Annotated in this window: 11 protein-coding genes and 1 pseudogene; 9 read left to right on the plus strand and 3 right to left on the minus strand. The window is 40.9% G+C overall.

Annotated features, from left to right (window positions below; all coding sequences use genetic code 11):
- Positions 1–104: 104 nt before the first annotated feature.
- Positions 105–3044, plus strand: a complete 2940-nt coding sequence (locus AY606_RS05165) for an insulinase family protein (RefSeq protein ID WP_067865751.1) — start codon at positions 105–107, stop codon at positions 3042–3044.
- Positions 3045–3068: 24 nt separating this feature from the next.
- Positions 3069–4223 carry a phospholipase A gene (locus tag AY606_RS05170; RefSeq protein WP_067865753.1) on the plus strand — a complete coding sequence of 385 codons (1155 nt, stop codon included), beginning with the start codon at positions 3069–3071 and terminating at the stop codon, positions 4221–4223.
- Between the two features lie 68 nt (positions 4224–4291).
- Here AY606_RS05170 and AY606_RS05175 read toward each other — a convergent pair whose 3' ends face one another.
- The 3 genes from AY606_RS05175 to ilvA form a co-directional block, all read right to left on the minus strand.
- Entirely contained in the window at positions 4292–5632 is a 1341-nt protein-coding gene (locus tag AY606_RS05175; protein ID WP_067865756.1) for a TrkH family potassium uptake protein, read from the minus strand.
- Positions 5633–5635: 3 nt separating this feature from the next.
- Complete coding sequence (locus AY606_RS05180) at positions 5636–6286, minus strand: potassium channel family protein (protein WP_067865759.1); 651 nt, start codon at positions 6284–6286, stop codon at positions 5636–5638.
- A 543-nt stretch (positions 6287–6829) separates the two neighbouring features.
- Positions 6830–8368 (minus strand): threonine ammonia-lyase, biosynthetic, encoded by a 1539-nt coding sequence (ilvA, locus tag AY606_RS05185; RefSeq protein ID WP_067865762.1) that lies wholly within the window; start codon positions 8366–8368, stop codon positions 6830–6832.
- Between the two features lie 107 nt (positions 8369–8475).
- Here ilvA and rpiA point away from each other — a divergent pair, with 107 nt between their 5' ends.
- From rpiA to clpS, 7 genes and pseudogenes are all read left to right on the plus strand, one after another.
- Positions 8476–9147: a ribose-5-phosphate isomerase RpiA gene (gene rpiA, locus AY606_RS05190; protein WP_067865765.1), complete on the plus strand. Its 672-nt coding sequence runs from the start codon at positions 8476–8478 to the stop codon at positions 9145–9147.
- A 77-nt stretch (positions 9148–9224) separates the two neighbouring features.
- Positions 9225–9908 (plus strand): M48 family metallopeptidase, encoded by a 684-nt coding sequence (locus AY606_RS05195; protein ID WP_067865767.1) that lies wholly within the window; start codon positions 9225–9227, stop codon positions 9906–9908.
- A gap of 66 nt (positions 9909–9974) precedes the next feature.
- A pseudogene (locus tag AY606_RS16060) lies at positions 9975–10076 on the plus strand (IS5/IS1182 family transposase); the annotation flags it as partial.
- Between the two features lie 61 nt (positions 10077–10137).
- Entirely contained in the window at positions 10138–10479 is a 342-nt protein-coding gene (locus tag AY606_RS05200; RefSeq protein ID WP_067865769.1) for a hypothetical protein, read from the plus strand.
- Between the two features lie 366 nt (positions 10480–10845).
- A complete protein-coding gene (argC, locus tag AY606_RS05205) occupies positions 10846–11895 on the plus strand; it encodes an N-acetyl-gamma-glutamyl-phosphate reductase (protein WP_067865771.1) in 1050 nt (349 codons plus the stop codon).
- A 72-nt stretch (positions 11896–11967) separates the two neighbouring features.
- Positions 11968–12729, plus strand: a complete 762-nt coding sequence (locus AY606_RS05210; protein WP_502692110.1) for a DUF6776 family protein — start codon at positions 11968–11970, stop codon at positions 12727–12729.
- Positions 12730–12747: 18 nt separating this feature from the next.
- Entirely contained in the window at positions 12748–13161 is a 414-nt protein-coding gene (gene clpS, locus AY606_RS05215) for an ATP-dependent Clp protease adapter ClpS (protein WP_067865775.1), read from the plus strand.

Genomic DNA, 13161 nt, shown 5'->3' on the forward strand with positions numbered 1-13161 from the left:
ACTGGACTGAAATGCTAGGAAATTCGTAACTGTACGAATCCATATAGTTGAAGATTCAGGTATAATCACAACATCTTATAAATATGTATACATGAGGAGATCACATGACTGTAGATGTCACTGAAACCATTACTCAAACTGTTCATCCTGCGTTTCAGTTGATACGTCAACACCATGTTGAGGCCTTAGACGTTTTTGTGTCTGAATATAAACATAAAGTGACCGGTGCAACGCATTATCACCTTGCCAGTGATCTGGACGAAAATGTCTTTCTGGTGGCGTTCCGTACTCAACCGATGGATTCAAAGGGTGAGGCACACATTTTGGAACATACCGTATTATGCGGTTCTGAAAAATTCCCTGTTCGTGACCCGTTCTTCCTGATGATTCGCCGTTCATTAAATACCTTTATGAATGCGTTTACCTCAGCCGACTGGACAGCCTATCCATTTGCAACGCAAAACAAAAAAGACTTTCAAAACTTATTGGAAGTGTATTTGGATGCTGCTTTTGCTGCAAATTTAAACGAACTGGATTTTGCTCAAGAAGGTATTCGTATTGAGTTGGAAGATGGTCAGCCGGTATATAAAGGCGTGGTTTTTAATGAAATGAAAGGAGCCATGAGTTCTCCTTCAGATCAGCTGTATCATCAATTGGCACATCATTTATTTCCGAAAACCACCTATCATTACAATTCAGGTGGTGATCCTAAAGATATTCCGGATTTAACTTACCCAGAGTTAGTCAATTTCTACAAATCACATTACCATCCAAGTAATGCGGTGTTTATGACCTTTGGCAATGAATCTGCCTATCACTTGCAAGAACAATTTGAAACTTTGGCCTTATCTAAATTTGAGAAAGGTCAAACGCTACATTCAACCCCTGAAACACGTTTAACTGCACCGGTTGAAGTCACAGAAACTTATGCAGTCGATGCTGAAGATTTAAAAGATAAGACCTATCACGTGATTTCATGGTTATTACCTGAAGCCAGTGATATTAAACTGCGCTTAGGCATGCGTCTGGTTGAAGGAATTTTACTGGAAGATTCCGCTTCGCCCTTACTTCATTACCTTGAAACCTGTGATTACGCACAATCTACCGGTCCACTTATGGGCGTAGATGATTCTAACTTTGAGATGACCTTCTTCTGTGGCGTGCAAGGTTCAAATCCTGAATATGCGCAAGAATTTAAAGACGGAGTCTTTAAAATTTTGCAAGATGTGGCCTCTAAGCCGGTTGATTCTGCAATGGTCGATGCCATTTTGCATCAGATTGAATTGCATCAGCGTGAAATCAATGGCGATGGTATGCCATATGGTTTAAGCCTGATTCTAAATGGTTTAGGCAGTGTGATTCATCACAGTGATCCGATTGATGTTTGGGATGTAGACACTGCAATTGAGCAAGTCAAAGAAGAGCTCAAAGACCCAATGTGGTTGTCGAATCTGATTCAACAATATTTGCTTGATAATACCCATCGTGTGCAAATGACTTTGGTACCTGATGCAACTAAATCTGCAAAAGAGGCAGAAGCAGAGAAAGCACGTTTAGCTGAAATTGGTGCCAAACTGACTGATGAGCAAAAAGCTGAAATTATCAAACAAACTGAAGCATTAAAAGTTCGTCAAGATACACCCGATGATATGAACTTGTTGCCAAAAGTCGGGCTGGAAGATGTGCCTGCTGATCTGCATATTGTACAGGGTCAATTGCGTGAAATTATCAGTAATAATCACGATATGCCATTGAATTTGTACCATGCCGGTACCAATGGTATTTACTATCAGCAAGTAACAGTTAAAATCCCGGATGAAGTGGTACAGTCACCATATTTTAGCTTATTGTCTGTTTTGCTGGGTGAAGTTGGTGCGGGCGAATACGATTATCTTGAGCTGCAGCAACTGCAAACTGCAGTCAGCGGTGGTGTAGGGATGGGTGCATCTTTACGTTCAAAAGTCGATGATAAAAATAAAATCAGCGCATGGTTAACCTTAACCACTAAATCGTTGGTGAATAATTTTGAAGCGATCCGCATATTGAAGTTGGCATTTGAACAACTGCGTTTCGATGAAAAAGACCGCATTATTGAATTGTTGCAACAACGTAAAACCCGTTGGCAATCACGTGTTTCAGGTTCAGGCCATAGCTATGCAATGCAAATTGCATCGCGTAATTGCAGTGCTTTGGCACAGCGCGATTATCAAAATACCGGCTTGGGTGCGCTGAACTGGTTGACTGAACTGGTGGCTAAAATTGAAAATGATGAAACTGCATATGATGCCTTGATTGCGGAATTAAAAGCCATTCATCGTCTACTTTTACAAGCACCAAAACAGTTCTTGCTGGTATGTGAAGAGCATCAGTCAGATCGTTTGATTGAAGAAATTCAGGATGTTTGGGACAAGCTAGCCGTTGATCAAACTCCGGTAGAATTAACGACAGTTTTCACGGAAAATAGCAATAAAGATGAAGCCTGGTTAATTCAGGCCAATGTACAATTCTGTGCTTCAGCTTATCCTGCGGTGGAAGTCTCCCATCCGGATGCAGCACCTTTAATGGTGTTGGCCGCATATTTGCGTAATGGCTTCTTGCATAGTGCGATTCGTGAAAAAGGTGGAGCTTATGGTGGTGGTGCGAGTTATGACGGCAATGCCTGTTCGTTCCGTTTTTATAGCTATCGTGATCCGCGCTTAGCAGAAACATTTAAAGACTTTGAAGCAAGTATTGACTGGCTATTGAATACCGAGCATCTATCGCATCAGCTTGAAGAAGCAATTTTAGGCTTGGTTGCGAGCATGGATAAACCCGGTTCTCCTGCAGGTGAAGCCATTAGTGCGTGCTACGCTTTATTGCATGCACGTACGCCGGCAGTTCGAAAACAATTGCGTGCACGTTTGCTTGCAGTGACTTTGGATGATTTAAAACGCGTTGCAGAAGAATATCTCGTTCAGCAAAAACCAGTAAAAGCTGTGGTTGCACCCGTTGCGAAACGTGATACTTTGATTGAACTCGGTTTTGAGATCAAACAAGTAACCTAAAAGAATAAACTGAGGTAACACCCTATGGCGTTCAAAAAACTTGAACGCACTACTTTGCAACTGAGCATGATCATGCTCAGTTCATTGTATGTGACGAATGTAAATGCAGTAAGTCCCGAATCTACAATTACACCAGCAAGCCCTGAAGCCTGTTCGGCATTGGAATCTAATGCCGATCGCTTAGCTTGTTACGATACTTTGTTTAAAATCCCCGAGGATGAGAAAACACCGCTGCTTTCTGAACGCCAAGCGGCAAATGAAATTGCACCTAAACCGACTGAACCTGAAACAGTTAAAGAAAAAATCAGTCACGGGGTCAATAGCATATTTTCTGTTGAAGGTCCTAAAATAGATCCAAATCGATCTTTGCTGGATAAGCGTTGGGAGTTGTCTCCCGATAGTAAACTCGGTACGTGGAATATTCGTGCACATCAGCCGGTTTATCTCATGCCAGGCTTTTGGACTTCTAATAAAAATGAACGTCCTTCCAGTCCGAATGAAAATAATACGGTACAAGTGGGGAATGACCAAATTCTGAAATCCCTAGAAGCAAAATTCCAGTTGTCTTTAAAAACTAAAGCAGTTGAAAATCTGTTTGGTGATAATGGTGATATTTGGGTAGGGTATACGCAATCATCGCGCTGGCAGGTCTATAATGCCGAAGAATCTCGTCCTTTTCGTGAAAGCAACTATGAACCTGAAGCCAGCCTGATTTTCCGCACCAATTATGAAATATTAGGATTAAATGCACGTTTACTGGGTTTAACTTTTAATCACCAGTCTAATGGTCGTGCAGATCCTTTATCACGGAGCTGGAACAGGGTGATGCTCAACCTTGGTTTTGAGCGCGAAAACTTTGCCGTGATGGTACGTCCTTGGTATCGTATTGAAGAAGATGCCAAAGACGATAACAATCCTGACATTAAAAACTACATGGGACGTGGTGATTTAACTGCCTTCTATCGCAAAAATGATCATGAGTTTTCACTCATGCTGCGTCACTCGCTTAAAGGTGGTGATGATTCCCATGGTGCTGCGCAATTTGATTGGGCATTCCCGATTAAAGGCAAGTTACGTGGCTATTTCCAGTTGTTTGATGGCTATGGTGAAAGTCTGATTGATTATAACCACCGTGCGACTTATGTCGGTTTAGGTGTGTCATTGATGAACTGGTACTAAAACCTATCCAAGCCTCATAAAAAGACCACTCGATCGAGTGGTTTTTTTATATCGAAAATTAAGAGCCATTAACCAATTTGAATATCTGCCGGAGGATGTTTTAAACGACTCTTCTTTGGGGTAGCAATTAGGTAGGCTAAAGTCAGCGGTCCTAAACGCCATGCAAACATGAGTAAGATTAAAGAAAGCAAACTGGCAGGTTGAAGCTCACTGGTGATACCGCGCGATAAACCGACTGTACAGGCGGCTGAAACGGCTTCAAAGAGTAAATCCAGAAAATCCTTGCTCGGCTCCAAAATAAGCAGTGTAAATAATCCTAAAAATATCAAAATTGCCGTAATAGACAAGACTGCAAAAGCCTTAAATGAAGTCACTTTTGAAACAGAATGATTAAATACCCTTAATTCTTCCGAACGGCGTAAGAAGGTAATCACACTTAACACTACAATAATAAAGGTACCGACTTTAATGCCCCCTGCGGTACTTAAGGAACCTCCACCAATAAACATCAAGACCATGGTGACCAATGTGGAAGCATCGGTCATGCTGGACATATCCATGCTATTAAACCCTGATGAGCGCGGTACAGTGGCATGAAACCACGCATTCAAGGCCTGATCACCGAGGCTCATGCTGGACAGTGTCAGCGGATTGCTGGCTTCTAATACCCAAATGATAATAAAAGCCACCAAGTTTAATCCTGCAATAGTGGAGAGGATAAGTTTGCTGTTGGTACTTAATTTTTTCCAGCGGTGGGCACGTTTAATATCCATAAGTACCACAAAGCCAATCCCCCCAATAATGTAAAGCATGCTGATGGTAAAGGTAATGAGGTAATGGTCTGCAAAACTCATCAAACTATTCGGAAAAAGCGAAAAACCGCCATTATTAAACGCAGAAACACTATAAAAAGCCGCATAAAAAAAGGCACGTGGAAAGTCATATTCCTGCATCCACGCAATGGTAAGAATAACTGTACCGACGGCTTCAAAAAATAAGGAATATAAAAATACGCCTTTAATGGTGAAAGAGACTTTGGCCAGACTGGTTTGCCCAATCGTTTCCTGTGCCATTACTTGCTGTTTTAACCGGATATTGGAAGACAGGCTGAGTGCGGCAAGGATGGCAAACGTCATAAAACCCAAGCCACCAATCTGTAGTAAAAGCATGATCACGACTTGGCCAAAAGTGGTATAAGCCTCTCCGACATTGACCACAGAAAGTCCGGTAATGGTCACCGCAGAGGTGGAAGTAAACAGGGCGTTGATCCAACTTAATTCCCCATGATGTGAAATGGGAAGTTTAAGCAATAAGGTACCTGCACATATAAAACTTAAGAACCCCAAGGCCAATAAGCTGGGAGGACTCAGATTGACGGTATTATGGTTTATATTTTGCGGCTGATTCATATTTTATTTAAACCGGGCAGACAGTTTTCGTAGGGGTTCAAGTTCACCTTCAACCACCAAGATATCACCTTCTTGCAGAATTAAATCAGGATCAATGTTATATAAAATTTCCGTGCCGCGTTTAAATAAAAGCGTTTTAATTTCCGAAGCGTGACCCATTAAATGGTTAAATGATTCACCTTGGAGACTGGCTTTAATTTCAATTTTAACAATAAAGTGATTGTCTTCTAAACCCATATAACGACTGACCATAGGGTAGCTTAAAGACTGGGCAATCCGGGTTCCCATATCTTCTTCTGGATGAATGATTTTATTCACGCCCAGATGGGTCAGAATCATGTGATGGGCTTTGGATTTCGCTTTGGCCCAAATCTTGTTCATTCCCAGGTTTTTTAGATGTAAGACACATAAAATGCTGGCCTCAATGTCCTCGCCAATTGCAACCACAACGGCTTCACAGCTTTGAATATTCAGTTCCCTAAGAACATGTTCATCGGTTGCATCGGCAATAACAGCATGGGTGAGCTGATCAGAAATATTTTCAACATATTTTTTATTGCTGTCGATCCCAATCACATCGTGATTTAAGCTCACCAATTGGGTTGCAACGGTGGCTCCAAAACTGCCTAAGCCAATGACTGCAAATAATGCCATTCGAAGTATTCCTTAACCCATTTTCTGTGGATTTCATTCATGACGGGTATGTAATTCTGTACTCATTTTATAATGTTATTATTCATTCAGCTATCAGGCTTACAAAACTATATCTAACAAAGGTTTATTTCTAAGAGGGCATAATCGGTTGCAGTCAATATCAATATGCAGAATTTTATAAATTATTGAATTTTTTACTGCTTAATCATTTGAGGAGCTAAAGAACATTTGTGATTATTACATCACGTCACAAAACCTTCAAAAGCCCTATATATAATTTACTCAGATAATTTTCTATTTTTATAGTGAATTAAAATGAATGATAAAAAGATCTTTCAGATATGACAGGGATGGTTTTTGCTGGTGCAACATTGGAAAATTCCAAAGAAGCAGACAGACATATTTAGTGCTGTTGAGTTTAAAAAATTTTATAGCAATGAGTAGGTCGATGAGAATAAATGCCTTTTTAAAGCACATTCATATAAACAAAAAAATGCCATTCACTTTTTTACTCTTGAATGGCTTTTTTTAGATGTTTGAGTCTTATTTTAAGAAACGCTGATAACCCAGATTATTGGTAATTTCAGCATATGGATAAGTGATACTTTCCAATGTTTCAATTAAACCATCCGGATTCTGTTTCGCGTCACTTGCTTCCATGCCAACCAGTACACGTCCTTCTGCTGCGCCGTGGTTACGGTAGTGGAACAGGGTAATGTTATGCGTTGGACCCAAGCGTTCCAAGAAAGTCAGTAATGCACCTGGACGTTCCGGGAACTCGACACGGAAGAGGCGTTCATTTTCAATATCTGCATGACCACCGACCAAATAACGGATATGCAGTTTTGCCACTTCATCATCAGACAAGTCATCCACATCATATTGTGTGGTTAGGAGGTCATAAATATCGTGACGTTCCTTTTCACCGCCTTTTAAGCTGATGCCGACAAACACTTGAGCAGCACTAGAACTACTGGCGCGATAGTTGAATTCAGTAATGTTACGGCCTTGCAGAGCGCGGCAGAAATTCAGGAACGAACCTTTTTCTTCTGGAATGGTCACTGCAAAAATGGCTTCTTTACATTCACCGAGTTCGGTACGTTCAGCAATATAACGTAACCGGTCAAAGTTCATGTTGGCGCCACATACAATCGACACCATATTTTTATTTTCTAAACCATGTTCAGCCACATATTTTTTGATTCCGGCAAGTGCCATTGCGCCAGAAGGTTCAACAATACTACGGCATTCATCATAGGTATCTTTAATGGCTGCACAGATCTCGTCCGTGTTGACCAAGACCACGTCACGCTCAACAATTGGACCTGAGTTGTCTGATTTTTGCAGGCGAATCACGTCAAAGGGTTTTGCTCCAATTTGCGCAACCGCCGTACCATCGGCAAATAAACCGACAGAGGGCAGAATCACACGTTCATTGGCTTCAAAGGCCGCTTTTAGGCAGGCAGATTCATCATATTCCACAGGAATGACTTTGACATGCGGCGCAACATCGCCCAAGTATGCAGCAACACCGGCGATTAAGCCGCCCCCGCCTACAGCAACGAATACATATTCTACATCACGCCATTGACGTAAAATTTCATTGGCGATAGTCCCTTGACCCGCAATCACCAGTTCATCGTCATAAGGCGGAATAAAGGTCATGCCTTGTTCTTCGGCACACTGAATTGCATATTTATTGGCAACGTCAAATGAGTCGCCATATAAAACCACTTCACCACCCAAACGTTTAACTGCTTGAACTTTAATATCCGGTGTGGTTTTCGGCATTACGATAATCGCACGAATTCCCAGTTTTTGACCAGATAGAGCCACACCTTGCGCATGGTTACCTGCTGAAGCCGTAATAACGCCACGTTGCAACTGAGATTTCGGTAATTGACTAATACGGTTATACGCACCGCGTAGTTTAAAGGAAAAGACAGGTTGTAAATCTTCGCGTTTAAAGCGAATGTTGTTGTTTAGCTTTTCACTAATTCGTGGCGCTGCTTCGAGTGGAGTTTCGATTGCAACGTCATACACCGTTGCTTGTAATATTTGTCGAACCAAACGAGACAGCATGTTAATTTTCCATCTAACAGTTTAAAATAGGCCTTTATTGTAACAAACCCCTGTACATTTGGGCTGTTTAATCAGCAACAAATGTCAAAAAATAGTTGAGCCAAGTTATGAGTCTGTATGCGACCCAAGATGAAAAGAAACAAGCTGTTGCGAAAGCTGCTTTAAAGCACTTGCCTAAAGGGGGAATTTTGGGTGTAGGTACAGGAAGTACTGTGAACTTCCTTATTGAATTGTTGCCTGAACTGCAATTGGAAGCTGCGGTAGCCAGTTCTGAAGCGACAGCACAACGTCTTAAAAAATTAGGCATTGAAGTGGTCGACATGAACTCTGTGGGCGGTTTAGATGCCTATGTTGATGGTGCCGATGAAATTGACCGTCATATGCATATGATTAAAGGTGGCGGTGCCGCATTAACCCGTGAAAAAATTGTCGCTTCGATTGCGAAAAAATTCGTGTGTATTGTGGATGATTCCAAATGGGTGGAGCAATTGGGTCATGACTTCCCGCTTCCAGTTGAAGTGATTCCGATGGCACGTTCTGCGGTAGCACGCAAAATTGTTTCTCTTGGTGGTGATCCGGTTTACCGTGAAGGTGTAGTGACCGATAACGGTAACGTGATTTTAGATGTGCATAACCTCAATATTTTGAATGCGCTGGAACTTGAAAAAACTCTCAATAACATTCCGGGTGTGGTGTGTAACGGTATTTTTGCGATAAATAAAGCAGATATTGCTGTTGTTGCAACCGATAATGGTATTGAAGAGCGTACTGCTCTTTAGTTAATTCTCCCTGAGGCTGCTTTTCAAATAAGGCTCAGGGAAATTTAAATCACTATGAGATAAAATATAAAACAACAATGACTCTAAACGAATTGCCAGAAATAAGAATTGTCCGTCATGCGCGAGCGAAAAACTTACGCTTACGTGTTGAGCCGACTCAGATCCGTTTAACTGCACCTGTATTGTGCTCGAAACGACAAATTCAAAATTTTATAGATCAGTCCGAGCAATGGCTCATTCAAACCTGGCAGCAACAACAAGAAAAAATTATTCAGATAGACAAAACATTACCCAACGAATTAAAGCTATTTAATTTAGATCAACCTGTACGGATCATTTATCAAAGCCAAAAGCATTGTTTTATTTTTGATGATGAAAAGTTAAAACTTTTGATTAGTGACCGTCAGCCTGAACATTATTTAAAAGCGTTTGTGATTGAGTATGCCAAGCAGCATCTGCCTGTTTGTTTAGATCAAACCAGCCAAGAATGTAGTTTGAGTTTTGTTAAATGTGCGATTCGTCAACCTAAAACACGATGGGGGAGTTGTACATCCAAACATGACATTATGTTGAATAGTGCTTTGGTGTTATTTCCCAAGCATGTCACGCGTTATGTCTGTGTACATGAGTTGGCACATACCAAGCACTTTGATCATAGTCCGCATTTTTGGGCTGAGGTCCACAAGCATGATGTGGATTTTCAACAGCATCGGAAATTATTAAAAACGATGCCGATGCCGTATTGGTGGTATTCATCATAGAAGAATATTTTAATTATTAAATTTAATGAGGTGTTAGGGATATAAATATAAAGTTAAATCTTAACTTTTAAAATACTGTCTGCACGTTACCGCAACAGAAGTAAAAAATCAGGATTAAAATTTAATTTGTTTGCTGGGATTTATAATGTGGAACTGAATGAAAAATGATTTATAAAAGGGTCTATTCTTTTTAGTTATCGGCCCAGTACAATGCAGTGATCATAATTATGTGAACTGGCAGCTTGCCAAAGTCGCTGTGGAGATTGAATTGGAAATTTGTATTGAAACACCAGACAAAGAGAGTTGGGATAAAGCTCAACAGGCATGCTTTAAGCATGGATGGGACTGGGAGAGAGAAGAATGGCCTGAGTGGGATGAAGAAACGGGCAAGGATGTATGGAAAGAAGATCCTGAATTTACATTAAATCATGATAGCTGGGATGAAACAGTGACTCATCTTTGTGTGGTAGAAGGAATCTTGTGCACCAATAATATTGAAGACGGTGATCCTACGGAAGATGGCTATAAATTAATGAGTATTAAAGATTTAGAAAATCTAGCTGCTAAATAATATCCCAAAAGCTCAACTCATCATATTTAAGACAAGCCCTATTCATTAATGAACTGGGCTTTTTTAAGGTCTGGGAAAAGTTATGAAAGTGATCTGATTTTAAAATTACAACAGATAGAAAGATTTTAGTGGGTGAGAGTAAACTTGATTTACTTCCTTTTTGGGAGGGGTATAAAAAATCCGAAGCGATTTATAAATGAGCTATATCAATTGCTGTAATGTATCTTCATGAGTACGAGATGAATACGTATCTTAGGTTTTAAAAGTTAAAAACTTTAATCAACTATCCAAAACAGTTTAGAAAAGCAAAACTTCCTGTCATACTACGCTGTTACGAAATGAACACTTTAATTTGAGGTAGGGATCGTGATTACTGTTGGTATTGTCGGTGGTACAGGTTATACAGGCGTTGAATTGTTACGTCTTTTACTACGACACCCAAATGTGCAAGTCAATGTACTGACATCACGTACCGAAAAAGGTCGCCGTGTCGATGACATGTTCCCAAGCCTGCGCGGTCATACCGATCTTGAATATTCAGATTTAAGCATTGATGAACTCAAAAAATGCGATGTGGTGTTCTTTGCGACCCCTCATGGTGTGGCCATGAAACATGCAGCAGAATTAGTTGCAGCGAATACTAAAGTCATCGACTTGGCAGCAGATTTCCGTTTGCAAAACTTAGAACAGTTTGAAAAGTGGTATGGTCTTGAACATGCCTGCCCAGATATTTTAAAAGATTCCGTTTACGGTCTATCAGAACTGAATCGTGACAAAATTAAACAAGCCAAGGTGATTGGTAACCCGGGTTGCTACCCAACCACGGTACAGCTTGGTCTTGCACCATTATTTAAACAGCCTGAAGCTTTGGTAAAACCTGAAAGCATTATTATTGATGCAAAATCAGGTGTTTCTGGTGCAGGTCGTAAAGCAAGCCTTGGTATGATTTACTCAGAAAATGCCGACAACTTTAAGGCTTATGGCGTTGCAGGTCACCGTCACCACCCTGAAATTGTGGAAGCATTGGAAAATATATCAGGGCTTAAAGATGTGTTTAATCACATTTTATTTGTACCGCATTTGGTTCCGATGATTCGGGGCATGCTCAGCACCATCTATGTCGATTTAACGGATGCTGGTGATGCAGCAGACTTACAAAGTTTATATGAACAGTTCTATGCCAGTGAACAATTTGTGGATGTGATGCCCGCGAACAGTTCACCTGAAACACGTTCTGTGCGTGGTGCAAACCAGCTTCGTATTGCACTGTATAAACCACAGCCGAAAAAACTGGTGGTTTTATCGGTACAAGATAATTTGGTCAAAGGTGCTGCGGGTCAGGCTGTGCAAAATATGAACCTGATGTTCGATTTTGCTGAAAATGCAGGTCTGACAGGTATTGGTTTATTACCATAAAAAACGTTTTTCAGCTTCACACACATTTGGATTTAGCTTTAAATGTGTGTTTTGAATGAATCAAAATAAGAGATGACGATGTTGAACACTGAATCAAATACTTCCTCACAACAGGCTCCACTGAGTAAAAGGCTTTTTGCTAAGGGGAATTTACCTTTAGCAATTGGCGCTGCAATTCTGGTTGTAGGGAGTGGCGTGCTGGGCTATTCAGTTGGGCATCGGCAAGGTTTGACAGTTGTCGGCTATGAAGCGGATGCTGAACAGCTGGTTGAAGTTGTGCAAAAGCAAAAGAATAGTCTGGAAACGCTGAATAAAAATTTGAATCTGGCTGTGCAAGAGCGTGATGTTGCGGTGAGTAATTCAAATGACTTATTTGCTGCTCTGAATCAGGCGCGTGCAGATAAAGCTCAGGCTGAGGGTTTGAGTTCTATTTACCGTGAAGTATTGGGGCAACGGGGTGGGCTAAGCTTGACGATTCAGAATATCGGGGTTAAACCTTTACCGGATAATGCTTATGAATATGAGCTGGATTTGGTACAAGTCAGCCCGAATAAACGTAGTATTTCTGGAATGGTGGAACTACGCTTAATTCAGGACACAGAAGTTCTGGTTGTTCCCATGGAAGACAAGAACTTTAATTTTCAAGATTACGAGCGTTTAACAGGCCGCTGGACCATGCCTAAAGGCTTTGCTCCGCAATTCATTGAAGTGCGTTTAACCGGTGGAACAAGTACGCCGGTGATTAAACGTTTTAGTTGGGGCCGTGGTAAACCGATTGAGAGTCAATCTGCATTTATTTCTGAAATTCCTCAAGCAGAATCAAATGCACAATAAATGTGAATTTTAAAACCTATGCGAATCAATAAGCGTCAAAATTGTTTAAATGCCATCAAAAGTTCTTTTCATCAATCAGGATATGTCGATTGGCATATTAGTCCACGCTTAAGCAATGACTCGCAAGACGAATCTGAGGGTGAAATCGCGGTACAGACTGCGCCACCTGAATTAAAACGTCCACCCATGTATGCAGTTGTTTTGATGAATGACGATTACACCCCAATGGACTTTGTAATTGAAATTTTACAACAATACTTTGCTTTGAATCTTGACCAAGCCACTCAAGTAATGCTAACTGTACATTATGAAGGGAAAGGTGTTGCAGGGGTTTATCCACGAGACATTGCGGAAACCAAAGCGAACCAAGTCAATAATTACGCTCGGTCACAAGGCCATCCATTGCTTTGTCAGATTGAGCCAAAAGATTAA

It is taken from the genome of Acinetobacter sp. SFB (assembly GCF_001647545.1).
GTDB lineage: Bacteria > Pseudomonadota > Gammaproteobacteria > Pseudomonadales > Moraxellaceae > Acinetobacter.

What these genes read in the sequence shown, in the direction of transcription:
- AY606_RS05165 (WP_067865751.1), top strand. Translation starts at nt 105, where the DNA reads ATGACTGTAGATGTCACTGAAACCATTACTCAAACTGTTCATCCTGCG.
- AY606_RS05170 (WP_067865753.1), top strand. Translation starts at nt 3,069, where the DNA reads ATGGCGTTCAAAAAACTTGAACGCACTACTTTGCAACTGAGCATGATC.
- AY606_RS05175 (WP_067865756.1), bottom strand. Translation starts at nt 5,632, where the DNA reads ATGAATCAGCCGCAAAATATAAACCATAATACCGTCAATCTGAGTCCT.
- AY606_RS05180 (WP_067865759.1), bottom strand. Translation starts at nt 6,286, where the DNA reads ATGGCATTATTTGCAGTCATTGGCTTAGGCAGTTTTGGAGCCACCGTT.
- ilvA (WP_067865762.1), bottom strand. Translation starts at nt 8,368, where the DNA reads ATGCTGTCTCGTTTGGTTCGACAAATATTACAAGCAACGGTGTATGAC.
- rpiA (WP_067865765.1), top strand. Translation starts at nt 8,476, where the DNA reads ATGAGTCTGTATGCGACCCAAGATGAAAAGAAACAAGCTGTTGCGAAA.
- AY606_RS05195 (WP_067865767.1), top strand. Translation starts at nt 9,225, where the DNA reads ATGACTCTAAACGAATTGCCAGAAATAAGAATTGTCCGTCATGCGCGA.
- AY606_RS05210 (WP_502692110.1), top strand. Translation starts at nt 11,968, where the DNA reads ATGACGATGTTGAACACTGAATCAAATACTTCCTCACAACAGGCTCCA.
- clpS (WP_067865775.1), top strand. Translation starts at nt 12,748, where the DNA reads ATGCGAATCAATAAGCGTCAAAATTGTTTAAATGCCATCAAAAGTTCT.